The sequence below is a fragment of the Achromobacter xylosoxidans genome (assembly GCF_014490035.1).
GTDB classification, from domain to species: Bacteria; Pseudomonadota; Gammaproteobacteria; order Burkholderiales; family Burkholderiaceae_B; genus Achromobacter; species Achromobacter bronchisepticus_A.
Genome location: NZ_CP061008.1, coordinates 5496616 through 5519845, shown reverse-complemented (window position 1 = coordinate 5519845; position 23230 = coordinate 5496616). Strand labels below are relative to the sequence as shown.

Annotated in this window: 20 protein-coding genes and 1 tRNA gene; 13 read left to right on the top strand and 8 right to left on the bottom strand. The window is 65.8% G+C overall.

Annotated elements, in window-relative coordinates; genetic code table 11:
• Positions 1–97: 97 nt before the first annotated feature.
• From IAG39_RS25590 to IAG39_RS25580, 3 genes are all read right to left on the bottom strand, one after another.
• The gene (locus IAG39_RS25590) at positions 98–1039 is read right to left on the bottom strand and encodes an ABC transporter permease (protein WP_059373812.1); all 942 of its coding nucleotides are present in this window, start codon (positions 1037–1039) and stop codon (positions 98–100) included.
• A 140-nt stretch (positions 1040–1179) separates the two neighbouring features.
• Positions 1180–2736: an ABC transporter substrate-binding protein gene (locus tag IAG39_RS25585; protein ID WP_059373813.1), complete on the bottom strand. Its 1557-nt coding sequence runs from the start codon at positions 2734–2736 to the stop codon at positions 1180–1182.
• A 118-nt stretch (positions 2737–2854) separates the two neighbouring features.
• The gene (locus IAG39_RS25580; RefSeq protein ID WP_118931702.1) at positions 2855–4126 is read right to left on the bottom strand and encodes an amino acid deaminase; all 1272 of its coding nucleotides are present in this window, start codon (positions 4124–4126) and stop codon (positions 2855–2857) included.
• 152 nt (positions 4127–4278) lie between these two features.
• On the opposite strand from IAG39_RS25580, the gene IAG39_RS25575 reads away from it, so the two are divergent.
• The 4 genes from IAG39_RS25575 to IAG39_RS25560 all read left to right on the top strand — a co-directional run bounded on the left by IAG39_RS25575 (position 4279) and on the right by IAG39_RS25560 (position 8372).
• Positions 4279–5070 (top strand): deaminated glutathione amidase, encoded by a 792-nt coding sequence (locus IAG39_RS25575; RefSeq protein ID WP_082400636.1) that lies wholly within the window; start codon positions 4279–4281, stop codon positions 5068–5070.
• 79 nt (positions 5071–5149) lie between these two features.
• Positions 5150–6490, top strand: a complete 1341-nt coding sequence (locus tag IAG39_RS25570) for a replication-associated recombination protein A (RefSeq protein ID WP_054450116.1) — start codon at positions 5150–5152, stop codon at positions 6488–6490.
• A gap of 42 nt (positions 6491–6532) precedes the next feature.
• A complete protein-coding gene (gene serS / locus IAG39_RS25565) occupies positions 6533–7891 on the top strand; it encodes a serine--tRNA ligase (protein ID WP_118931703.1) in 1359 nt (452 codons plus the stop codon).
• Between the two features lie 232 nt (positions 7892–8123).
• Positions 8124–8372, top strand: coding sequence for a hypothetical protein (locus IAG39_RS25560; protein WP_082400638.1), 249 nt, complete (start codon positions 8124–8126; stop codon positions 8370–8372).
• Positions 8373–8628: 256 nt separating this feature from the next.
• Here the strand turns inward: IAG39_RS25560 and IAG39_RS25555 are convergent, their stop codons facing one another.
• Together IAG39_RS25555 and IAG39_RS25550 are read right to left on the bottom strand one after the other, a co-directional pair.
• On the bottom strand, positions 8629–8967 hold the full coding sequence (locus tag IAG39_RS25555; RefSeq protein WP_059373816.1) for a virulence factor: 339 nt from the start codon (positions 8965–8967) through the stop codon (positions 8629–8631).
• A 306-nt stretch (positions 8968–9273) separates the two neighbouring features.
• On the bottom strand, positions 9274–9786 hold the full coding sequence (locus IAG39_RS25550; RefSeq protein WP_059373817.1) for a hypothetical protein: 513 nt from the start codon (positions 9784–9786) through the stop codon (positions 9274–9276).
• 191 nt (positions 9787–9977) lie between these two features.
• Here IAG39_RS25550 and IAG39_RS25545 point away from each other — a divergent pair, with 191 nt between their 5' ends.
• Entirely contained in the window at positions 9978–10175 is a 198-nt protein-coding gene (locus tag IAG39_RS25545) for a hypothetical protein (protein ID WP_013391913.1), read from the top strand.
• Positions 10176–10242: 67 nt separating this feature from the next.
• Entirely contained in the window at positions 10243–11439 is a 1197-nt protein-coding gene (locus IAG39_RS25540) for an amidohydrolase family protein (RefSeq protein WP_118931704.1), read from the top strand.
• 10 nt (positions 11440–11449) lie between these two features.
• Here IAG39_RS25540 and IAG39_RS25535 read toward each other — a convergent pair whose 3' ends face one another.
• Positions 11450–12328, bottom strand: coding sequence for a LysR family transcriptional regulator (locus IAG39_RS25535; RefSeq protein WP_118931705.1), 879 nt, complete (start codon positions 12326–12328; stop codon positions 11450–11452).
• A 158-nt stretch (positions 12329–12486) separates the two neighbouring features.
• Between IAG39_RS25535 and IAG39_RS25530 the strand changes: the two genes are divergently transcribed.
• The 3 genes from IAG39_RS25530 (at position 12487) to IAG39_RS25520 (ending at position 16424) form a co-directional block, all read left to right on the top strand.
• Positions 12487–13614: a mandelate racemase/muconate lactonizing enzyme family protein gene (locus IAG39_RS25530; RefSeq protein ID WP_054450128.1), complete on the top strand. Its 1128-nt coding sequence runs from the start codon at positions 12487–12489 to the stop codon at positions 13612–13614.
• 144 nt (positions 13615–13758) lie between these two features.
• Positions 13759–14739, top strand: a complete 981-nt coding sequence (locus IAG39_RS25525; protein ID WP_059373820.1) for a Bug family tripartite tricarboxylate transporter substrate binding protein — start codon at positions 13759–13761, stop codon at positions 14737–14739.
• A 98-nt stretch (positions 14740–14837) separates the two neighbouring features.
• Positions 14838–16424 carry an EAL domain-containing protein gene (locus IAG39_RS25520; RefSeq protein WP_118931706.1) on the top strand — a complete coding sequence of 529 codons (1587 nt, stop codon included), beginning with the start codon at positions 14838–14840 and terminating at the stop codon, positions 16422–16424.
• 15 nt (positions 16425–16439) lie between these two features.
• On the opposite strand, the gene IAG39_RS25515 is transcribed toward IAG39_RS25520, so the two are convergent.
• The gene (locus IAG39_RS25515; protein WP_059373822.1) at positions 16440–17279 is read right to left on the bottom strand and encodes an IclR family transcriptional regulator; all 840 of its coding nucleotides are present in this window, start codon (positions 17277–17279) and stop codon (positions 16440–16442) included.
• Between the two features lie 172 nt (positions 17280–17451).
• On the opposite strand from IAG39_RS25515, the gene IAG39_RS25510 reads away from it, so the two are divergent.
• From IAG39_RS25510 to IAG39_RS25495, 4 genes are all read left to right on the top strand, one after another.
• Positions 17452–19104: an MFS transporter gene (locus tag IAG39_RS25510; RefSeq protein WP_118931707.1), complete on the top strand. Its 1653-nt coding sequence runs from the start codon at positions 17452–17454 to the stop codon at positions 19102–19104.
• Between the two features lie 15 nt (positions 19105–19119).
• On the top strand, positions 19120–20076 hold the full coding sequence (locus IAG39_RS25505; protein ID WP_118931708.1) for a carbon-nitrogen hydrolase family protein: 957 nt from the start codon (positions 19120–19122) through the stop codon (positions 20074–20076).
• A gap of 3 nt (positions 20077–20079) precedes the next feature.
• Positions 20080–20697, top strand: coding sequence for a flavin reductase family protein (locus tag IAG39_RS25500; RefSeq protein WP_059373825.1), 618 nt, complete (start codon positions 20080–20082; stop codon positions 20695–20697).
• Between the two features lie 435 nt (positions 20698–21132).
• Positions 21133–22722 (top strand): methyl-accepting chemotaxis protein, encoded by a 1590-nt coding sequence (locus tag IAG39_RS25495; RefSeq protein WP_276310538.1) that lies wholly within the window; start codon positions 21133–21135, stop codon positions 22720–22722.
• A 145-nt stretch (positions 22723–22867) separates the two neighbouring features.
• Here IAG39_RS25495 and IAG39_RS25490 read toward each other — a convergent pair.
• Positions 22868–22958: transfer RNA gene (locus tag IAG39_RS25490), tRNA-Ser, on the bottom strand.
• Positions 22959–23230: the final 272 nt, after the last annotated feature.

Sequence of the window (23230 nt, the reverse complement as noted above, 5' to 3'; positions counted from 1 at the left end):
ATCGAATCGGGGCCGCGCGGAGCCGGCTTTGCCGGGCCGCAGGCGGCGCCCCCTTGAGGGGGAAGCGCCACAGGCGCTTCGGGGGTGGGCTTAATCATCAATAACGAACCCGTGGGTCGACCAGCAGGTACAGCAGATCGATGATGAGATTGATCAGGACATAGATGGCCGCGATGATCAGCAGCGCGCCCTGGATGACGGGGTAGTCGCGGCGCAGCACGGCCGACACCACCAGGCTGCCCACGCCGGGCAGGCCGAACACGGTTTCGGTCACGACCGCGCCGCTGATCAGCAGCGCGGTGGTCAGGCCCAGCACCGTCAGGATCGGGATCAGCGCATTGCGCACGGCGTGCTTCAGGATCACCTTGCTTTCCGGCAGGCCCTTGGCGCGCGCGGTGCGCACATAGTCGTCGCGCAGCACGTCCAGCATGCTGGCGCGAATGAAGCGCGTGATCAGCGCCGAGTTCACCAGGCCCAGCACCACGGCGGGCAGGATCAGGTGCGACAGGCGGGTCATGAGGGAGGCGTCGGGGCCGCCATAGCCGGCCACGGGCAGCCATCCCAGCTTGACCGAGAACACCTGCATCAGCAGCAGCCCCAGCCAGAAGCTGGGCACGCTGGAGGTGAACATCGAGAACGACAGCACCGACTGGTCCAGCGTGGTGCCGCGCTTGACCGCGGACAGGATCCCCACCGGTAGCGCGATAGCGCTGGCGATCAGCAGCGACATGAGCGTCAGCAGGATGGTGGGTTCGGCGCGGTCGGCCAGGGCCGACAGCACCGGCTTGTTCATGAAGATGGATTGGCCGAGGTCGCCCTGGGCCAGCTTGCCCAGCCACGACACATATTGCACGGCCATCGGCTGGTCCAGCCCGAGCTGGGTGCGCAGGGCGGCGATGTCCTGCTGGCTGGCCTGCGGACCCAGCATCACGGCGGCGGGGTCGCCCGGCGTGACGCGGATGATCACGAAGACGATGGTCGCGACGATGAACATCACGGCCACCAGCCCGACCAGCCGGTTTAAGAGATAACGCAACACGATGGATGTCCTAAAAAAGCGTCGTATCGTGGGGAGAGGCGGCGCGCTTGTTGGAAGGGCGCGCTCTGCGGGTCATGCGTTGATGCGTGGAACGCGGCAGGAGGTCTTGTGTGGCGCCTTTGTCCTGCCGCGCTACGCCATTACTTGGACTTCCAGGCGTTCCAGAAGTAGGGCCACGGCACGGCCTTGGTGCCTTGCAGCGACGGCGAGCGGGCGGCCTGGGCGTTGAAGTCGCCGACCTTGATGAAGGGCACTTCGTCGTAGACGGCCTGCTGCACGTCAGCCCAGCGCTTGATGCGTTCTTCCTGGTTGCCAGCCTGGTTGAAGGCGTCCAGCGCCTGGTTGCGGCGCGGGGTGTCCCACCAGCCCGGCGCGTCCTTGGACGGGAAGTCGATCAGGGCAGGCTCCGGCAGGAAGGGGCTGTGCGTAATGAAGATGTCCCACAGCGCCGGGTCCTGGCGGCGCTGCGTCAGCGTGGCCCAGTCCACCACCTGCATGTCCACGGTGAAGCCCGCGGCCTTCAGGTATTCGGCGGCCACCAGGGCCATCTTGTAGTGGAACTCGTACTGCTGGCTGGTCAGGATGCGGATCTTGCGGTCCTGCACGTTGGCGCCATCCACCAGCTTCTTGGCGCCGGCGGCGTCGCCCTTGTTGTAGACCTTGCCGCCCAGGGACGTGGCCCAGGGATAGCCCTCGGGATACAGGTCGCCGTTGAGCTTGTAGAAGTTCTTGTCGCCGAAGGCGGCGTACAGCATGTCTTCTTCGTTCAGCGCCAGCTGCACGGCCTGGCGGACGGCCAGGTTCGACATGATGCCCTGCTTGGTGTTGAGCACCAGGCGAGGCCAGCCGAAGGGCTTGAGCATGACGGGGTCGGAGCGGCCGTTCTTGAGCTTGGGCAGCGATTCCACCGGCAGCGAGTCGACGTAGTCGAACTGGCCGGCCACCGCGCTTTCGACGCGGGTGTTGGCGTTGCTGACCGGCACGAAGCGGATCTCGTCCAGGTACTGCTTGCGAGCGCCGCCGAAGCCGTCGGGCTCGCCTTCGCGCTGCTTGTAGCCTTCGAAGCGGACCAGCTGGATGTATTGGTCAGGCACGCGCGCCTTCAGCTGGTAGGGGCCGGTGCCGACGAATTCGGTCAGGGCCGGAGCGATCTTGCCTTTGGGCATGATGACGGCGGCGCTGTTGTTCATGGCCAGCAGCGCGGTCAGGGGCGCATAGGGCTGCTTGAGCGTGATGCGGATGGTGTTGGCGTCCGGCGCTTCGATGCCGGTGATGATCTTGGCGGCCATCTTGCCGCGCGTGGCGGTCTCGGTCCAGCGCTTGAGCGAGGCCAGCACGTCCGACGAGTCCATCTTGGAGCCGTCGTGGAAGGTGATGCCCTGGCGCAGCGGGATCGTGTAGGTCAGCCCGTCGGCCGAGACTTCCGGCAGCTTGTCGGCCAACAGCGGGGTCAGGTTCCACTTGCCGTCGAAGGTGTACAGCGTTTCGAAGAAGTGCTGGGTCAGGATGCCCACCAGGTCGGCCGTGCTGGTCATCGGATCCAGCGTGGGCGGCTCGCCTATGGTGGCAACCGAGATCGTGCCTCCCTTGATCGGCGTGGCACAGAGGGCGGGGGTCGACAATGCGGTCAAGCCAATTGCGCCGGCCAGCAGCAGGCTATTGAGCCCACCGCCTCGCCGGGAGGTACGGAAGTTCATGATTCTCTCTCCAGAGGGTCAAAAACGGGTTTTGCTTGTAGTAATTAGAGGTTTGCGCCGGAATCCCGCGATTCCTCCTGCCCGCCGGGTACCGGCGCGGTGCGGCGGACAGGGCCGTTCAGAAGAAGGTTTCGGCCACGTCGGTGACGCGGTATTGCTCGTCCACCAGCAGCACCTGGCGCCACTTGTCGAAGGTCAGGCAGGGGTGGGAGATATCGAAGGCGATCATGTCGCCGACCTGGATGTCGTCGCCTTCGCCGATCTGCATGAAGGCGTGCTGGTCCATCATCGCGCTCAGCTTCCAGTGGGCAGGAGCCTGGCCCGGCGCGGCGTCGCGGCCGGGGCGGTACAGCGCGGCGGGCGTGGGCAGGCCGGCGTCGAAGGCGGCGTCGCGCTTGCCCATGGCGACGATGGCGCGGCCCGGTTCGGGCAGCGACTGCACGTAGGCCCAGACCTGCAAGGCCGGCTGCAGGCCGGGTTCCATCTTTTGCGCGACCGGATTGTGGGCGTTGATGCGCTCGGCGGCCGAGCGGTAGATGCCGACGTCGTGCGACAGGTAGCAGCCGGGGCGCAGCACGATTTCCAGCGGCGCGCCAATGTCCAGCTGCGAGAATTCCTCGGCCACCACGTCGAACCAGGCGGAGCCGGCGCCGGAGATCAGCGCCGGGCCGTTCTTGCGCAGGCGGCCGGCGGCGGCCAGGCCGCGCAGGGCGTCGGCGGCGCGGCGCAGGAAGGCGCGGATGGCGCTTTCTTCCTGCAGCACGCCTTCGTAGACTTCGATGCCGGCCAGGGCCAGGCCGGGCCATTTGCCGATTTCGTCGACCAGCGCCTGCAACTGGGCGTCGTCGCGCACGCCGGTGCGGCCGCCCTGGGGGCCCAGTTCGATCAGCACCGGCAGGGTCAGGCCCTGTTCGCCGAAGTAGGCGCCCAGCTGCGCCGCGTTGGCGGGGGAGTCCACGATGCAGAAAAAGGTGAAGGCCGGGTCGCGCAGCAGGCGCGCGATGATGGCCATGTTGGCGCGGCCCACCAACTGGTTGGCCATCAGTATCCGGCGTACGCCATGCTGATAGGCGGCCCGGACCTGCGGCGCGGTCGCCAGCGTGATGCCCCAGGCGCCACCCGCGATCTGGCGTTGGAACAGCGCCGGGCTCATGGTGGTCTTGCCGTGGGGCGCCAGCTTGACCTTGTACGCTTCCATGAAGCGCTGCATCCATTGCAGGTTGTGGCGCACGCGGGCTTCGTACAGCACCGCCACGGGCAGGCTGACGTCCTCATTGAGCAGGTTCCAGTTCAGCGCCGCCGCGCCGGCGGTGGTACAGGATTCCGGAAAGGCGCCCAGGCCTTTGCCGTTCATGTCCAGGGGGGCTGCGGGGAAGGAGGAGTTCGTCATGGGGCGCCTGCTATGGAAAATATTTACGTCAAACCTGGTTTTTTTCATTATCCTGAAAAGAATTTACAAGCGGGAGTTAGGAGTTTCCCGTAGTCGGCGCTGGCCGGCGGTTGGCGCGACAATAGGGAAAACCTCCGACACAAGGAAGCGTCATGCTGAAAGTTGCTTTGGGCCAGTTCGCCGTCAGCCGCGTCTGGGAAGAAAACGCCCAGGTCTGCATCGACCTGATGGAACGTGCCCGCGCCGGCGGCGCCGGCCTGCTGGTCTTGCCCGAAGGCATCCTGGCCCGCGACATCACCGATCCGCAGATCGTCCTGAAGGCCGCCCAGCCGCTGGACGGCCCCTTCATGAGCCGCCTGCTGGAAGCCAGCCGCGGTTCGCAACTGGCGACCATGATGTGCGTGCACGTGCCGACCGGGGAAGGGCGGGTCTGGAACACGCTGGTGACGCTGCAAGATGGCAAGATCCTGTCGCAATACCGCAAGCTGCACCTGTACGACGCCTTCAACATGAAGGAATCCACCAACGTCACGCCCGGCGTCGACATCCCGCCGCTGCTGGACATCGGCGGCCTGCGCGTGGGCCTCATGACCTGTTACGACGTGCGCTTCCCCGAACTGGCGCGGCGCCTGGCGCTGGACGGCGCGGACCTGCTGGTGCTGCCTGCCGCCTGGGTGCGCGGTCCGTTGAAGGAAATGCACTGGGAAGTGCTGGTCACGGCGCGCGCGCTGGAGAACACCTGCTATGTGGCGGCCACGGGCGAATGCGGCGAACGCAACATCGGCTGCAGCATGGTGGTGGATCCGCTGGGCGTGGTGACGGCGCGGGCGGGCGAAGCCCCGGCGCTGGTGTTCGCCGATATCGACCCCGAACGCCTGGCGCATGCCCGCAAGGTATTGCCGGTGCTGGCGAACCGGCGCTTCGCGCCGCCGGGACTGGCCTAGGGCCGTGCGGGGGAGGCAGGCCCGCGCCATGGTGTAATGCTGGCTTGAATTACTTGCTGTCTCCCCTCATCTTCTGCCAATGAGCAACGATCTCTTCGCGGCCGATCCTGCGCATCGGCCCTATGTGCCCCTGGCCGAGCGGCTGCGCCCGCGGACGCTGTCCGACGTGGTCGGGCAGTCGCATCTGCTGGGGCCGGACAAGCCCCTGCGCGTCGCCTTCGACTCGGGCCGGCCGCATTCCATGATCTTCTGGGGGCCGCCAGGCGTGGGCAAGACCACGCTGGCGCGCCTGATGGCGGACGGCTTCGACGCGCAGTTCATCGCCATCTCGGCGGTGCTGGGCGGGGTCAAGGACATCCGCGATGCCGTCACGGTGGCGCAGGTGGCGCAGGGCCAGGGACGCCGCACCATCCTCTTCGTCGACGAGGTGCACCGCTTCAACAAGGCGCAGCAGGATGCCTTCCTGCCCTATGTGGAAAGCGGGCTGTTCACCTTCATCGGCGCCACCACCGAAAACCCCTCGTTCGAGGTCAATTCGGCGTTGTTGTCGCGGGCGCGGGTGTACGTGCTGCAATCGCTTACCGCCGAGGAACTGCAGCAACTGGTCGACCGCGCCGTGCAGGCCCTGAACGACGGGCTGGAAGAGGGCGAACGCATCCATGTCGAGGCCGACGCGCGTGAACAACTGGCGGCCTGGGCCGACGGCGACGCGCGCCGCCTGATCAGCGCGGTCGAAGTGGTGGCCGAGTCGGCGCAAGCCGCCGGCCGCGACACGGTGGACGCGGCCTGGCTGGAGATCTCGCTGTCGCAGAACCTGCGCCGCTTCGACAAGGGCGGCGACGCGTTCTACGACCAGATCAGCGCCCTGCACAAGTCGGTGCGCGGCTCCAACCCCGACGCCGCGCTGTACTGGTTCTGCCGCATGATCGACGGCGGCGCCGATCCCAAGTACCTCTCGCGCCGCCTGGTGCGCATGGCGGTGGAGGACATCGGCCTGGCCGATCCCCGCGCCACGGACCTGGCCGTGAACGGCGCCGATATCTATGAACGCCTGGGTTCGCCGGAAGGCGAGCTGGCGCTGGCGCAGGCCGTGGTCTACATGGCCTGCGCGGCCAAGTCGAACGCCGTCTACAACGCCTACAACCAGGCGCGCAAGTTCGCGGCCGAGCACGGCAGCGCGCCGGTGCCGATCCATCTGCGCAACGCGCCTACCAAATTGATGAAGCAGCTGGGCCATGGCAAGGCCTACCGCTACGCGCACGACGAGCCGCACGGCTACGCCGCCGCCGAGCAATATTTCCCCGATGGACTCAATCCCTCCTTCTATCGGCCGACCGATCGCGGCCTGGAGGCTAAAATCCAGCAAAAGCTGGCATTCCTGCGCGAGCTGGACGCGCAGGAACGCGCCAAGAAACGGTAACGGGCGCCGCCCGTTGCTTCACGCAACCTCACCGATATCACCATGCTAGACCCGATACTGCTGCGCAAAGACCTGCAAACCGTCGTAGACCGCCTCAAGAGCCGTGGCGTGTCCTTCGACACGGAACGGTTCAATGAGCTGGAATCCCGCCGCAAGGCCGTCCAGACCGAAACCGAGTCCCTGCAAGCCCGCCGCAACGCGCTGGCCAAGCAGATCGGCCAGCTCAAGGCCAAGGGCGAGGACGCCAGCGCCGTCATGGCCGAATCGCAGGCCGTGCCTGTGCGCCTGAAGCAGCTGGAAGAAGAGCTGGCCGCCTTGCAGCAGCCGCTCAACGAACTGCTGATGTCGGTGCCCAACCTGCCGCACGCCAGCGTGCCGCTGGGCGAATCCGCCGACGACAACGTCGAAGTGCGCCGCTGGCTGCCGGGCGCGGCTGGCGCCGACGGCAATCCGCCGGCCCTGGCCTTCGAGGCCCGCGACCACGTCGCCATCGGCGAACCGCTGGGCCTGGATTTCGACATGGCCGCCAAGCTGTCCGGCGCCCGCTTCTCGTTCATGCGCGGCCCCATCGCCCGCCTGCACCGCGCGCTGTCGCAGTTCATGCTGGACCTGCAGACGGGCACGCACGGTTATACCGAGTGCTACACCCCCTACATCGTCAACGCCTCGACGCTGTACGGCACGGGCCAGCTGCCGAAGTTCAAGGACGACATGTTCGCCGTGTCCAAGGGCGGCGGCGACGACGATCCCAAGGTCGACGATCAGGGCAAGCCGTACGTGCGTGAAGACCAGTACCTGATCTCCACCTCGGAAATCACCTTGACCAGCGTGGCGCGCGACACCATCCAGGCTGCCGCCGACCTGCCGCTCAAGCTTACGGCGCACACGCCGTGCTTCCGCTCGGAAGCCGGCAGCGGCGGCCGCGATACCCGCGGCATGATCCGCCAACACCAGTTCGACAAGGTCGAAATGGTGCAGATCACCCAGCCGGATCAGTCCTACGAGGCGCTGGAAGACATGGTGGGCCACGCCGAGCGCGTGCTGCAGCTGCTGGGCCTGCCGTACCGCGTGGTGCTGCTGTGCACGGGCGACATGGGCTTTGGTTCGGCCAAGACCTATGACCTGGAAGTGTGGCTGCCGGCGCAGAACACCTGGCGCGAGATTTCCTCGGTGTCGAACTGCGAAACTTTCCAGGCCCGCCGCATGCAGGCGCGCTTCCGCAATGCCCAGGGCAAGCCGGAATACGTGCACACGCTCAACGGTTCCGGTCTGGCTGTGGGCCGCGCGCTGGTCGCCGTGCTGGAAAACCACCAGCAAGCCGACGGCAGCGTGCTGATTCCGGAGGCGCTGCAGCCTTACATGGGCGGCCTGACGGTGCTGAATCCGGTGCCGAAAGCCTGACGTTTTTCAGCTGTCCATCCGCCATTTGACGGAGTAAAAGACGGAGCCTTCGGGCTCCGTTTTTTTTTATTATCTGTACATATTCCTGTCGCCTCACGCCATTAAGCTGACCGCGCGAGTGTTTGATTATGATGTGAGCAATTGTGTATTCCAATAAAAGGGCCGGATAGTTACGGCACAATATGCCCCGTGTGCTACACGCTTCATTCACTTAAATAACAAGGAGTTGCCCATGACTTCAAGAATGATTGGAGATTTTCGTGTGAGATGCTCCGTGGCTCAGGAAGACGAGCAGGGCTACCGCGTGCAGATATGGACCCGCCGTGTTGGCGGCACCGCGCCGGAAAAATGCTGGACCGTGCCCGGACAGGCGCCGTTTTCGAGCCTGCACGAAGCCGAGCAGGAAAGCCTGCAACTGTTCCAAGGCATCAACGGCGTGCGTTTCAACGGTGAACCGGAGTTTGCCCATGCGTCCGCATAATGGTTGGTGGCGGTCGTCGAGCGAGCCCCGCCGTTGGATCGATCTCGTTCAGGAAACGCCGCGGTGGAGCGATGGCAAGGCCAGCAAAACCCCGCAGCAACCGGCCGTGCTGGCTGGCAAACCCGTGCAGGCGCCCGCAGCCTGAGGGGTATTTCACCGGGCACCGGACATTGCCCGCAGAAAAAAAGGCCACTCTTGCGAGTGGCCTTTGTCGTTTCCGGGGCAACCGGCCTGCGCTTGACGCGCGGCCCGCAGCTTAATCGTCGTGGTCGTGTCCGCGGCCCCGGCCGCGGTAATAATCGTGTCCATGTCCGCGCCCGCGGCCATAGTAGTAGCCGCGGTCATAGTAGCGGCCGCCGCCGCGGTAATACACCGGCGCCGGATAGACCACCGGCGGTGCGACGTACACCGGCGCGGGGCGGTAATAGACGGGCGGCGGGGGCGGCACGTATACCGGCTGCGGCGCGACGTAGACCGGCGCGGGGTACACGACCCCCGGTATGCCGATCGAGATGCCGACGTCCACCCGAGCCAGGGCGACGCTGGAGATCAGCAGACCAGCGGCACCAGCACCAGCGATAAGCCATTTTTTCATCTTGCACCTGCCTGCCGCGTGACGCAGCAAAGTTGAGTATTCGTTGAGCTTATTTTCGGGCTTTTTGCGCTGGCAGAAGTAAGCGGGCCGGCCTCAATCGCGACAATCCGCAACCGTCCCCGTCCAGGTGGCATGGGGCTTGCTGCCACGCAGCAGCGCAGGTCCGCTCTGACGCGGCCGCGATTGAAATGGATTGAAATCGCCTGGAATCAGGTGAAGCCGGATAGCCAGGTTACAGGCAGTCACCATCCGCCCCTGTTTCCGCGTAACGACGTTGCGCGGGCGCACCAGTTTTTGGGGGCGGGGCTAGGCGTCCTGTTCCCCGTCGACCTGTTGGCGGCGGAATTCGACCACCCAGACCCAGGGGTTCGCAGCCCAGGCATGCGAGCCGTAACGCTCGCACCAGGTCAAGGCGAAGGCGGTTTGCAGCGGCACGCCCGGCAGCAGGGCGGAGCTTTGGTACAGGGCTTGCGTGCCTTCGGCGCGGGCATCGGCTTCGGACAGCGTTTGCAGGCGCTGGACGCGCACCCCCACGATAACGGCGGTGGCGAAGGTATTGCCGGCTTCGTCGGTCAATTCGATGCTGTCGCCGGATTTTCCAAATGGACACCTGACCCAGCTGGAGGTTTTGCGCAATTCGGATGGATGATCCAGCGACGGGCCCATGGCTACCCATCTGCCGGAATCCGCAGCGTCCGCATACCAGACCGTGGTCAGTTTGGTCGGTTGCGGCTTGAGGATGCGCCGGCTCTGCACTTTACGGCCGTCCAAAACAGCTTGTTTAAGCGGCTCGCTGAATTGAAGAGACTGCCTTTTCATACGCTCGCGGTTCCTCCAACGATCAAAGCATATGCGCCAATGCGGCGACAGCCTGGTCGACGCATGCCTACTTTGCGGGCGGTTTGGGCCTGGAATCGGGAAGTATGCCGCCTCAACGCCATCATGTCAGGCATGACCTGGATTTATGTGTCTTTTTGAATACGGCGCGGGGATGTTTGTATACTCGAAACATGACTACGAACCTGCATGATCTCAAGCCGGGTTACTACTGGTACACCATGGCAAACGACCCGCTCGCCATTATTCATATCCATGAGGATGGCGGCGCCACGCTGATGGGTACGGATTACCGCATCGGCGCCGAAGGCGTGGCCGACATGGTCCGCCAGGGTGAACGCTTCTTCTGGATAGAACCGCCCCAAGCCTGAGCTTGATGGCGTGTGCCGCCTGGTCTGCGCAAGGCCGGCCGCCACGCGCGGCGCCTGGAATCCTGCCATGACCGATCTGTTTTTGAAAAATGTCCGCGCCCCGCAAGGCGGCGCGGTGGACGTGCTGGTGCTCGACGGACGTATCCAGAGCATCGGGTTCGGCCTCGCCGCCGCGCCCGGCGTGCCTGTCGAGGACGGCGCCGGCGCCTTGCTGCTGCCCGGCCTGGTCGAAGGCCATACGCACCTGGACAAGACCACCTGGGATTCGCCCTGGTACGTGAACGAAGTGGGCCCGGCGCTGACCGACCGCATCGAGAACGAACGCGTCTGGCGCGCCCGCAGCGGTCATGACGCGGCCAGCCATTCGCGCGCCCTGGCGCTGGCCTTCCTGCGCGAAGGCGCGACCCGCATCCGTACGCACGTGGATATCGATACCGATGCCGGGCTGCGCCACCTGGAGGGCGTGCATGCCACGCGCCAGGAGCTGGCCGGACGTGTCGAGATCCAGACCGTGGCCTTTCCCCAGTCGGGCCTGCTGATCCGGCCCGGTACGGCCGAACTGCTGGACCAGGCGCTGGCGCAGGGCGCGGACGTGCTGGGCGGGTTGGATCCCTCGGCCATAGACCGCGATCCGGCGAGGTCGCTCGACGTGCTGTTCGGCCTGGCGGACAAGCATCACAAGCCTGTCGATATCCATCTGCACGAGCCGGGCGAATTGGGCGCCTTTACCCTGGACCTGATCCTGGACCGCGTCCAGGCGCTGGGCATGCAGGGCAAGGTCGTCATCAGCCACGCCTTCTGTCTGGGCGGCGTGGACGCCAAGCGGCTGGACGGCCTGCTGCGGCGGCTGGCTGCGCTGGATGTGGCCTTGCTGACGACGGCGCCGCCGTCGCGGCCCGTGCCGGCCGTGCGCGCCTGCCGCGAGGCGGGGGTGACGATCTTCGGCGGCAACGACGGCATCCGCGATACCTGGACTCCCTACGGCAGCCCCGACATGCTGGCGCGCGCCATGCTGATCGGCCTGCGCAACGACCTGCGGCGCGACGACGAGGTCGAATGGGCGTTCGATTGCGTGACCGCGGCGGCGGCCCGCGCCTGCGGTTTCGCGGACTATGGCCTGGCGCCGGGTTCGCGCGCGGATCTGGTGCTGGTCGACGCCAGTTGTATTGCGCAAGCCGTGGCGACGCGCGCGCCGCGCCGCCTGGTGGTGTCGGGCGGCGTGGTCGTGGCCCGCGACGGCCGCGACGCAAACGCACAGGACTGATCTTCCGGGCTCAGTCCAGGCCGAGCTGAGTCTCGGCCATTTCCACGAAGGCCTGCATCAGCGCCGAACGCACGCCGGAGCGCAGCCAGATCGCGCCCACGGTGCGCACCGGGCAGGGCGGCGGCAGAGGCCAGCGCCTGACGCGGGCTGACGGTTCTCCGATGGTCGCCCAATCCGGCAGCAGCGCCACGCCCAATCCTTCCGACACCAGCTTGGCAATGGAATCGATTCCATCCAGCTCGAAGCGTACGTGCGGCCGCAGGCTGCGCGCGCGCAGGTAGTCGTCGGCCATCTTGCCGCCCACCACGCTGCGGTCATAGCAGATGTAGGGTTCGCGCGCGATGACTTCCAGCGGATCGCGCACCCTCATATCGGCCGGCGTGACCAGCACCAGCGGCTCTTGCCGCAGGTCGCGCCAGGCGCAGGTCTTGGGGATGGCGAACAAGGGATGCACCAGCAGCGCGCCGTCCAGTTCGCCGGACAGCACCTTGCCGTAGAGCAGGGTGGTGGGCGCCGGTTCTATGTAGATTTCAATATGGGGATGGCGCGCAGTCCAGGCGCGCAGCACGGGCGGCATGATGCCGGTCAGCGCGGTGGGCGTGGCGCCCAGGCGCAGCGGACCGGCCGGCAGTTCGGTGTCGGACGCAGCCGAACGCAGGTCGCGCACGTCGCGCAGGACGGCGCGGGCACGCTCCAGGATCCGCACGCCGGCCTGCGTGGGCTTCACCGTGCGGCCGGAGCGCGCGATCAAGGCGCTGCCCATGTCCGCTTCCAGCGCGCGCAGGCGCTGCTGCACCGTGGCGGGCGTCAGCCCCTGGTGGCGCGCGGCCTGGGCGATGGAGCCCAGTTCCACCACGTGCACATAGGTTTGCAGAAAGCGCGAATCCACGGGCCGGACCCTCCTGAAAAGATGCTTTTTCCATATTCTAAAGATGGATGAAGATAATTGTTGTTTTCTTTGGCCACGGCAAGAATACGGTCAGAGCGTTGAGGCCCCGCATGCCGCGCCGGCCCCGCCCGACCATCCCGATTACCAAGGAGCCAGTTGTGCCCATCATTGAATCCATAGACGTGTGCGCCGCCGCGGTGCCCCTGGACAAGGTCACCTCGTTTTCGAATCGCACCGTGTCGACGCGGCACTACGGCCTGGTGAAGGTCCGTTCCTCCGACGGCGTGGAAGGCATCGGCTTCTGCTACGTGGGCAGCGCCGGCGGCGCCATCTTTGAGGCCGCGGTGCAGAACCTGCTGGGTCCGGTGCTGCTGGGCAAGGATTCGCTCGCCGTCGAAGGCCTGTGGCAGGCGATGTACCAGGAAGCCCTGCTGCAAGGCCGGCAAGGCACGGTGATGCGCGCATTGAGCGCCCTGGATATCGCGCTGTGGGACCTGAACGCCAAGACCGTCGGCCTGCCGCTGCACAAGTATCTGGGCGCGGTCGAACTCGAAACCGTGCCGGCCTATGCCAGCGGCGGCTACTACCTCGACGGCAAGACGCCCCAGCACCTGGGCGAAGAAATGGCGAGCTACGTGGATAAGGGCTTTCGCGCCGTCAAGATGAAGACGGGCCGCCTGTCCCCGGCCGAGGAAGAGGCGCGTCTGAAGGCGGCGCGCGAGGCCATCGGCCCCGACGTCGAGTTGATGATGGACTGCAACAACGCCTGGCAGGACGTGACGCAGGCCATGCAGTACATCCGCCGCTTCGAACAGTACGATCCGTACTTCATCGAAGAACCCTTCGGCCCCGACGACATCGACAGCCACGCCAAGCTGGCGCGCCTGACGCGCCTGCCCATCGCCACCGCCGAGATCGGCTATGGCCGCTGGTATCACAAGGAGTTGCTGGACAAGGGCGCCGCAGGCATCCTGCAGACCGATGCCGCCGTCTGCGGCGGTATCACCGAATGGAAGCGCATCGCCGCCACCGCCGCCAGCTACGGCGTCGTGGTTTGCCCGCACTGGTTCCATGACGTGCATGCGCCGCTGGTCGCCGCGACGCCGAATGCGCGCTACGTCGAATTCTTCTGGGACGATCAGGTCCTGAACTTCCGCAGGCTGGTCGACCGCCAGTTGACGCACAAGCAGGGACGCGTGGTGCTGCATCAGGAGCCCGGCCTGGGCTTCGGTTTCGACGAGCGCATGGTCGAGCGCTACGGCAAGTGGAGCCGGGTCGCTGGCTGAGGGTAGGGGGCGCGGCCTGCCGGCCGCGCGCCGCAGCGCAGGAACATCGCAGCCAGGCCGCGCCAGACGGCCGGCAGCGGTGAGCAGTGACAGTATTCCAAGAACCAGTCGCCGGCCATCGGACCGGCGCGCGAGGAGACAGCAATGCAACGTAGGCAATTCATGACCGGCGCCGCGGCGCTGGGGGCCGCGCTGGTCCTGCCGGCGACGGCGCGGGCGCAAGACCTGCCGCAGGGGCCGGTGAAGATCGTGGTGGGCTTTCCGGCCGGCGGCGGCACCGACGTGCTGGCGCGCCTGCTGGGGCAGAAGCTGGGCGTGATGTGGAATATTCCCGTCATCGTCGAAAACCGCGCGGGCGCGGCCGGCATCATCGCCGCCGAACAGGTGGCGCGCCAGCCCAACGACGGCAATACGCTGTTGATGGCGCACGTCAACAGCCATGGGATCGCGCCGGGCCTGCAGCCCAAGCTGGCCTATTCGGTGGAGCGCGACTTCACGCCGATCGCCCTGGTCGGCAAGACGCCCACCATCTTGCTTGGCGGCGCCTCGCAACCCGCCAAGACGCTGCCCGAGCTGGTTGCGCTGTGCAAGGCGCAGCCGGGCAAGATCGTGTTCGGTTCGGCCGGTAGCGGTTCGGCGCAGCACCTGGCGCTGGAGATCTTCAAGGCCCGCGCGGGGATCGACGTGCTGCACGTGCCCTACAAGGGCTCGGCTCCCTTGATGAATGACCTGCTGGGCGGCCACGTGCAGTACTGCTTCGAAGGCATGACCACCGCCACGCCGCTGGTGCAGTCCGGCAAGGTGATCGCGTTGGCGCAGACCTTGCAGCAGCGCTCCAAGAGCCACCCCAACGTGCCGACCGTGGCCGAACAAGGCTATCCCGGATTCGAGGCCAGCATCTGGTTCGGCATGGTCGGTCCGGGCAAGATGCCCGCCGCCATGGTCCAGCGCATGAACCAGGACATCGACCGGGTGTTGGCGATGCCGGACGTGCAGGAAAAGCTGGCGCAGGTGGGGGCGGAGGACGGCGGCGGCAGCGTCCAGCGCTTTGCCGACTTCATGAAGCAGGAGCAGCAGAAGTACGCCCAGACCATACGCGACGCGAAGATCGTGGCGGAGGGCTGAGGCGGCGCCAGTGAGCGGAAATTGATGGAGACATTGGCCCCCCAAAAAGTGTAAAAAGATATAACCTCGCCAGCCGGCGATCCCAGGGGACGGCCTCGATGCCGCGCAAGCTTGTAATCGGCATCGCCATCGCTCTCGCCGCCGCCGCGGCCCTGTTGCCCATCGGCTTCGCGCTGCACATGTCCTGGTCCCGCGCCGTCGCGGGCGAGCAGCGCTATCTGGACGACCAGGCTCAGCGCATCCTGAGGGACACCCAGGATCTGCTGGACCAGACCGTGGCCACGCTACGCGATCTGGACGAGCTGGCATTCGAGCCCTGTTCGCCCCAGCACATCCGCCATATGCGGGCGCTGGCCCTGCGGGACCGGGCCGTGGACGATCTGGCCTATGTGGCGGGCGGGATCGTCCAGTGCACCACCTGGGGCGTGCCCAGCTACGAAGAGCCGCTGATTCCGGCCCAGGTCGAACTGACCAACGGCGGACGCCTGTTGCTGGATGCGGTGCCCGTCTTGAGTCCCGGCATCAGGATGGTGGCGGTGCGCCACGGCGATTACAGCGCCTTGTTCGAACCCGGCCGGTTCACTGAAAAGGCGCTCACGGACGGCGCGCAACTCGCCGTGGTCCTGCCGGGCGTGGGCATGCTGGGAACCCGCAACGACCCCGATCTCGTGCTGGTGTCGCAGGCGCTGAATGGCGGCAAGCTGGACATCGACGAGGCCTACCTCAGCGCCGTCGCGCGCAATGCGGACCTGGCCGTCGTCCTGCTCGAACCGCAGACCGAAGCGCTGGACATGCTGCCGCGCGAGCGCCTGTTCTGGCTGCCCATGGGGACGCTGGTCGCGGCCGCCATGATCGCGCTGGTCGTCTGGCTGTCGCGCCGGCGCCTGTCGATCGCGGGCGAACTGGCCGCCGGCATCAGGCGGCGGGAATTCGTCGTCCACTACCAGCCCATCATCGACCTGCGCACAGGCCGCTGCATCGGCGCCGAGGCGCTGGTGCGCTGGATCCGGCGCGGCGGCAAGACCCTGAGACCCGACCTGTTCATCTCGATCGCCGAAGACAACGGCCTGATGGCCCGCATCACCGAAGAGGTGTTTCGCCTGGTGATCCGGGATATGGAGGAGCTGCTGGGCGAGGACCGGGGAGCGCACATCTCCGTCAACCTGAGCGCCAGCGATCTCAAGGATGGCGGGGCATTGCGGGTGTTGCAGCGCATGCTGGAAGGCACGGTCATCGATCCGCGGCAGATCTGGCTGGAAGCCACCGAGCGCGGCTTCATGGACGTGGACAAGGCCTGCAGCGTCATCGAACAGGCCCGTGCGCAAGGCCATGCCGTGGCCATCGATGACTTCGGCACGGGCTACTCCAGCCTGTCCTATCTGCAGCGGCTGCCGCTGGACTCGCTGAAGATCGACAAGTCCTTCGTCGACACCATCGGCACCGATTCCGCGACCCACAAGGTCACGGACCACATCATCGACATGGCCAAGTCGCTGAACCTGCTGACCGTGGCCGAAGGCATCGAGCGCCAGGAACAGGAAGACCACCTGAAAGCGCGCGAGGTGGATTTCGGCCAGGGTTGGCTGTACGGCAAGCCCATGCCGGCGCCGGAGTTCATCGCGTACTACAAGAAAAACGTGGCCAGCACGCCGCCGCCCAGTCGGCTGCCCGACGCGCGGAGATGAGGCCGGCAGAAGCGCCTAGCGCGCCTGCGGCTCCACCCAGCCCGCCGTCGCCGAGATCGAGCGCGCCTTCTCGCTGAGCAGTCGCGCGGTATCGGATTGCAGGTCGTCGTCGATGGCGCCCACCGGCCCCATCAGCGTAATGGCGGCCTTCATCTCGCCCAGCATGTCGAATATGGGCGCGGACAGCGACGTGAAGTGCGGCAGCAGCGCGTCGCGGCAACGGCTGAGGTGGTGCTCCAGCACTTCCTCGCGGATGGCCTGCACGTCCTTTTGCGTATAGGACTTGCCGCCGTACCCGTCCGAGCCGGCTGAGGCCATTTCCTGTTCCAGCAGTTCGCGCGTGCTGGCTTCCGGCAGGTGCGCCAGGAAGTTGCGGCCCAGCGCCGAGGACAGCAGCGGCAGCACGCTGCCCACGCGCAGTTCCAGCAGCGGGCGGCTGCGGGCGCCTTCGACGCGGTAGACGATGGTCGGGCCCTTGTTGCCCCACACGCCCAGGAACACGGTGTGGCCGGTGATCGCGGCCACTTCGGCCATGATGGGCCGGGCGGTGGTGAATACGTCGAACTGTTCCAGGGCCGCCAGGCCCAGCCGCAGGGCATAGGGCCCCAGGCCGTAGTGGCCGGTATCCGCGTGCTGCTGCACCACGCCCACCTTCTGGAAGCTGACCAGGTAGTAGTGGACGTTGGGCACCGTCAATTCACAGGCGTCCGCGATTTCCTTCAGGGGCAGGGGACGGCCGGCCTTGCGGATGACGTCCAGGATCCGGAACCCCACTTCGATCGACTGGATGCCCCTGCGCGCGGCGGCAGGCGCCTGTTCCGCGTTCTTTTCCATCTTGCCGGCGGGCCTTGCCATTGCTGCCTCCACTGTTTTTCTGGCGCGAGTGTAGCAGCGGGGCGCCGCGCTTCCGGCCAGGAGGCGCGACTGTCGCGCCGGGTTTTCCCTAGCTTTTTCAGGCCTTGGTTTAAGTTTGATAATAGTTAATGACTACAGCATTATCAATCTAAAGCGATTGGGGAAAGCAGGCATGGAAGCGAATGTGGCAATGCAGCGGATCGACGCCGGTCCGACGCTCAGCAGGAAGGAGGAACGCCAGGTGGTGGTGGCCTCGACCCTGGGCACCTTGTTCGAGTGGTACGACTTTTTCATCTACGGGACCCTGGCCGTCTTCATGAGCCAGGTGCTGTTCCCGCAGGACAACCCCACCGTGGCGCTGCTGGCCGCGCTGGGCGCGTTGGCGGTGGGCTTCATCATCCGGCCCCTGGGCGCGGTGATGTTCGGCTACCTGGGCGACAAGCTGGGCCGCAAGTACACCTTCCTCATCACCGTGGTGATGATGGGCGGCGCGACCGTCCTGATCGGCTGCCTGCCCACCTATGAATCAGCCGGCCACCTGTCGTGGATCCTGCTGCTGACCCTGCGCGTGGTGCAGGGGCTGGCGGTGGGCGGCGAGTACGGCGGCGCGGTCATCTACGTGGCCGAACACTGCGAACCCAAGCGCCGCGGGCTGCTGACGGGCTGGATCCAGATCACCTCGTCGGCGGGCCTGATCCTGTCCTTGATCGTGATCCTGTGCACCCAGGCGTCCATGAGCGCCGGGGATTTCCGCCAGTGGGGCTGGCGCCTGCCGTTCATCCTGTCGATCGTGATGCTGGCGATTTCGATCTACGTGCGCGCCAAGCTGCACGAGTCGCCCGTGTTCACCCGCATGAAGCAGCAGAACCGCCTGTCCAAGAATCCGGTCAAGGAGACCTTCGGCCAATGGTCCAGCCTGCGGCTGGTGCTGCTGGCGCTGATCGGCGTCACCGCCGGCCAGGGCGCCACCTACTTCACCGGCCAGTTCTACGTCATGATCTTCATGCAGCAGGCCGTGCAGCTGGACCAGACCAGCGTCTACACGCTGATCCTGATCGGCTTCATCATCGGCGCGCCGACCTTTGTGCTGTTCGGCTGGTTGTCGGACCGCATCGGCCGCAAGTGGATCATGATGGTCGGCCTGTTCGTTGCCGCCATCGGCTACCACTCCATGTTCGACGTGCTGCTCAAGGCGGGCAACCCGGCCCTGGCGCAAGCCATGCAGAGCACGCCGGTGCGCGTGCATGCCGATACCAGCGGCGGCGCCTGCGACTTCGGGCTGCAGGCCGCCATGATCGGCAGCCATGCCGACCACAAGAAGGTCTGCGTGCAGGCCAAGAAATTCCTGGTGGGCAAGGGCATCAACTTTGAATACGCCGCGCCGCTGCCCGGCCAGAGCATCGCCATGAGCGTGGGCGGCACGACCGTCAACGGCTTTGACCGCGCCGCCTACACCAGCGCGCTGACGGCCGCCGGTTATCCGGAGCGCGCCGATCCCGCGCGCGTCGACCGCACGACCATCATCCTGATCCTGGTGCTGATGACGGCCGTGGTCGCCATGGTCTACGGCCCGGTGGCGTCCTATCTGGTCGAACTGTTCCCAGCCCGCATCCGCTATACGGCGCTATCCTTCCCGTACCACATCGGCGCCGGCATCTTCGGCGGCATCGTGCCCTTTACCGCCACCTATCTGGCCCAGGCCAGCGGCAATATCTTTGGCGGCCTGATGTATCCGGTCGTGGTGACCGCGGTGGTCGGCGTCATCGGCAGCCTGTTCCTGCCGAACACCCGTGCCCGCGCCATCGACGAAGACGCTGCACACTGAGAAAAAAGGAGAGACATGTCCACGCAACAGAGCTTCAAGGCTGCCGTCATCCAGGCGGCGTCCATTCCCACCGACAGCGTCGCCTGCGCCCAGAAAGCGGCATCCCTGATCCGGCAGGCGGCGGAGCAGGGCGCCCGCGTGCTGGTGTTCCCCGAGGCGTTCCTGGGCGGCTACCCCAAGGGCAACTCCTTCGGCGCGCCCATCGGCATGCGCAAGCCTGAAGGCCGGGACGCCTTCGCCAGCTATCACAACCAGGCCATCCGGCTGGACGGCGAGGAAGTCGCGTTGGTGGCCCAGGCCGCGGCCGACACCGACAGCTTCGTGGTCATGGGCTGCATCGAAGCCGACGGCGGCACGCTGTACTGCACCGTGCTGTACTTCAATGGCCGCGAAGGGCTGGCGGGCAAGCACCGCAAGCTCATGCCCACCGCCGGCGAACGCCTGATCTGGGGTTTCGGCGACGGCTCCACCATGCCCGTCTTCGACACCCCCTATGGCAAGATCGGCGCCGTCATCTGCTGGGAAAACTACATGCCCATGCTGCGCATGTACATGTACAGCCAGGGCGTGGCGCTGTATTGCGCGCCGACCGCCGATGACCGCGATTCCTGGATTCCCAGCATGCGCCACATCGCGCTGGAAGGCCGCTGCTACGTCCTCACGGCCTGCCAGCACCTGCGCCGCGATGCCTATCCCGACGATTTCGAATGCGCCTTGGGCGATGCGCCCGATACCGTGCTGATGCGCGGCGGCAGCGCCATCATCGATCCGCTGGGCGAAGTGCTGGCGGGTCCGGATTTTTCCGCCGAAACCATCCTGTACGCCGACATCAATCCCAACCAGATCCTGCGCGGCAAGTATGACTTCGACGTTTCCGGCCACTATGCGCGTCCGGACGTGTTCCAGCTGCAGGTCGACACGCGCGAAAAGCGCGCCGTGTCGGCGCTGAACGCCGGGCAGCAGGAGGCCTGATCCATGCATTTCGATTTCAGCGCCTTGCCGGCGCAGACGGTCTACAACGTGCTGACCTCGACCGTCACCCCGCGCCCGATCGCATGGCTCACCACGGTTTCCGGCAAAGGCGTTGTCAACGCGGCTCCGTTCAGCTTCTTCAACGTCATGGGGCATCAGCCGCCGACGGTCGCCATCGGCCTGATGCGCCATGCCAGCGGAGAACTGAAGGACTCCGGCGCCAACATCATCGAGAACGGCGAGTTCGTGGTGAACCTGGTGCCGGAGTCGCTGGTCGCGCAGATGAACCAGACCTGCGCCGATTACCCGGCGGACGTGGACGAGATGGCCGCGGCCGGCCTGACCGCGCTGCCGGCGTCCCATGTGCGTCCTCCGCTGATCAAGGGCTCCCCGGTGTCGCTGGAATGCGTCAGCCAGGCGACCATCGTGACCGGCCCGCGCCAGCTCGTGGTGATCGGGCGGGTGCTGGGCGCGCATGTCGACGATGCCTATGTGCTGGACGCCGAACGCGGCTACATGGACACGCCGGCCATGGGGCTGATCGCGCGCATGCACGGCGGCGGCTGGTACGCGCGCAGCACGGACCTGTTCCAGCTGGCGCGGCCGACGGCGCCGTTGTGACACGCCAGGATTGCTGAGGAAAATGGCGGCTCTTTTGAGCCGCCTTTTTTTATGGACGACGAGCTGAAAGAGACAGGCTTCCCGGCGGTCCGTTTGCGTGGCGTCAAGGCCGCGCACCGCTAAGGATGCGAGATTGATGGCCGGCAGCCTGGCGCCGGCGACGCAAAGGGAAGAGCTTGCGTCAATTCGCTCTTCATTTCTCCCGATGCGGGCCAAATCCGCGCTGTTAGCATTCCGCCGGCTGTCTCGTCTGCCCTCGCAACAGAGGCTTTCGGCGGCATTTTTCATATACAACGGACATAAATTTGGGGGCGGATATCCAGGGGCTTACGGGCATCTGGCTTGCATTGGCGGCGGGGACTGCCCGGCGCCGAGCTTCTGCCTGGGTGCGTATCCGTGCTTGCCCCGGGAGTAGCCGGGAGCAATATGAACAACATGAAGCTTGGAACCCGTCTTGCGGGTGGATTCGCCATCCTGCTGGCCATGATCATCGTCATGTGCGTGGTGGGTCTGGTCAGTCTGGCCAACATCAACGAATCGGTCGAGACCGTCACGCAGCGTTCCCTGATCAAGGAACGCCTGATCAACGATTGGGCCCGCAACATCCAGTCCGGGGTGACCCGCACCACTGCGATCGCCAAGAGCGCCGATGCGAGTCTGGCCGGCTTCTTCGCGGAAGAAGCGGCGACCTCCACCCGTAATTCCTCGGCGCTGCAGCAGCAGATCGAGCCGCTGATCCAGAGCGATCAGGAAAAGGAGCTGTGGGAAGGCATCCGGAAATCCCGGGCGGACTACCTGCGCACCCGCGACGGCATATTCAAGGCCAAGCAGGAAGGCAATGTGCAGGCGGCCGACACGATTTTCAATCGGGAGTTCCTGCCGGCCACGCGCCAGTTCATCGATCAGATCACGCGTCTGTCCAGTCTGCAGCGCGCGGAAATCGACGCCCGCGCGGCCGACATAGCAGGCGCCTACGGCACGGCCAATCTCTGGATGATCATCATCGGCTCCGTTGCGGTAATCAGCGGGCTGTTGCTGGCAGTCCTGCTGACGCGCAGCATCACGCGCCCGCTGTCCGAGGCGGTGCGCGTGGCGCGCACGGTGGCCGCCAGCGACCTCACCAGTGCCATTAGCGTGACTTCGCGCGACGAGATCGGGCAATTGATGCGGGCGCTGGAATCCATGAACGCCAATCTGGCCGGCACCGTCGCCAGGATACGGGCGGGCGTGGACAGCATTGCGTCCGCTTCCAGCGAGATCGCCGCGGGCAACACCGACCTGTCTTCCCGGACCGAGCAGCAGGCTGCGTCCCTGGAGGAAACCGCCGCGTCCATGGAGCAGCTGTCTTCCACCGTGAAGCTGAACGCCGACCGCGCCGTGCAGGCGAACCAGCTGGCTTCGGCTGCGTCTGAAACCGCGGCGCTGGGCGGCTCCACGGTCACCGAAGTCGTCAGCGCCATGAGCGCGATTTCGGCCAGTTCCGTCAAGATCGCCGACATCGTCTCCGTGATCGAGGGCATCGCCTTCCAGACCAACATCCTGGCCCTGAACGCGGCCGTGGAGGCGGCGCGCGCGGGCGAACAGGGCAAGGGCTTCGCCGTGGTCGCCGCCGAGGTGCGCACCCTGGCGCAACGCAGCGCCCAGGCCGCCAAGGAGATCAAGACCCTGATCGAAGACACCGTGCAGAAGATCGAGCAGGGCTCCGGCAGCGCGGAGCGCGCTGGCTCGACGATGCAGGAGATCGTCGGTGCGGTGCGGCGCGTGACGGACATCATGGGTGAGATCGCCGCGGCCTCCGCCGAGCAGGCCGATGGCATCGGGCACGTCAATCTGGCCGTGTCGCAGATGGACGAGGTGACGCAGCAGAACGCTGCCCTGGTGGAAGAAGCCGCCGCTGCCGCAGGGTCCATGCAGGATCAGACGGCGGAACTGACCCGGGCGGTCAGTGCGTTCAAGTTGCCGGGGAGTAGCCGGGCGGGCGTCGCCGTTGCGGCGCCGGCGGCCTTGCAGCTCGCGGCCTACTAGCCGGGAAACGCGAAAAAAGCCCCTCTCAAGGGGCTGGCGCAGAAAAAACAAAAGCCCCTCGAAAGGGGCTGGCGCAGAAAAACAAAAGCCCCTCGAAAGGGGCTTTTGAGTCGCACTTTTGAGTTCATCATCAGTGCTTGAATACTGGCGGAGAGGGTGGGATTCGAACCCACGGTACGGGGATACCGTACGCCTGATTTCGAGTCAGGTACATTCGACCACTCTGCCACCTCTCCTTGCTGGGTTTCGTAACGGCGGTTGTCCTGGCCGGGTTGCCCCAGAGCCGGGTCTTCCACTAAAGACCCCTGGTCGGAAGGATCTCGTTGTCGAAGCAGCGAAGCCCGCAATTCTACAGGATTTTTTTTGTTTGTGTAAAGGGGCTAGTTGAAAGTCCCCCACAGCGGGTTTCAACTGGCTTTCAGTGGCTGCGATCTTTGCCCAGAATTCCACTTGCCCGGCGTCCCTGCCCGGCACTCTTCTCGTCTCGGTGCTCATCCCGGAACCGCTA